We start from the raw sequence: 938 nt of genomic DNA on the forward strand, positions 1-938 counted from the left end.
TGTCCTCGCGCGCCACGACCAGCGCCTCGCGCACGTCCGCGTGCGCCGTCAGCTGCGCCTCGATCTCGCCCGGCTCTATCCGGAAACCGCGGATCTTCACCTGATCGTCGTTGCGGCCCAGAAACTCCAGGTTGCCGTCCGCCATCCACCGCACGAGGTCACCCGTCCGATACACCCGAGCGCCCGGAACCCTGCTGAAGGGATCAGCCACAAAGCGCTCCGCCGTCAACTCCGACCGGTTCAGGTAACCCCGCGCGACCCCCGCTCCGCCAACCCACAACTCCCCGGCCACCCCAACAGGACACAACCCCCCATGAACATCGACCACGTAAACCCGCGTATTCGCCATCGGGCGACCAATGGGGACGGTCGCACCCCTGAAAGAGGCCTCCCCCTCCTCCAGCGGATAGGCGCACGACGACACCGCCGCTTCAGTCGGGCCATACACGTTGAAGACGTCAAAGTTCCGCCCGCCCGGGCTGAACACTCCGCTTGGCAGCGCCTCGCCGCCCACAGAAACCAGGCGCAGCGCAGGCAGCCGGTTCAGGTCCTGCACGAACGTTCCGGCAAGGTACGCGGGCGTGAAATTGGCAACGGAGACCGAGAAGCGTTGCATGGTCTCGATGAGCTGGTCCCCGCCCCAGATCTCGTTGCCACGAACAACCAGCGTCGCGCCGGCCGACAGCGCCAGGAAAATCTGCTCCGCAGACGTGTCGAAGCTGACACTCGCCAGTTGCAGAACCCGGTCGGCGGAACTGATCCCGAACCGGGCAATGCCGTCATCCACGTCGGCAACCAAGGCCCGGTGTTCGATCATGACGCCTTTGGGTGTTCCGGTTGAGCCGGAGGTGTAGATGACGTAGGCCAGATGCGTGGAGGTCAGCCCGAGCGCGGAGCGGACCGGGTTGGCCTCCGACCCGCCGTCCCGCTCCGCGACG

1 protein-coding gene is annotated in these 938 nt (G+C 66.3%); it reads right to left on the reverse strand.

The genetic code is table 11. The features are described 5' to 3' along the window. Nucleotides 1-938, reverse strand: a 938-nt coding sequence (locus E1193_RS31465; RefSeq protein WP_132186747.1) for an amino acid adenylation domain-containing protein, incomplete at both ends; no start/stop codon positions are given.

Source organism: Micromonospora sp. KC606, from assembly GCF_004348675.1.
GTDB lineage: Bacteria > Actinomycetota > Actinomycetes > Mycobacteriales > Micromonosporaceae > Micromonospora.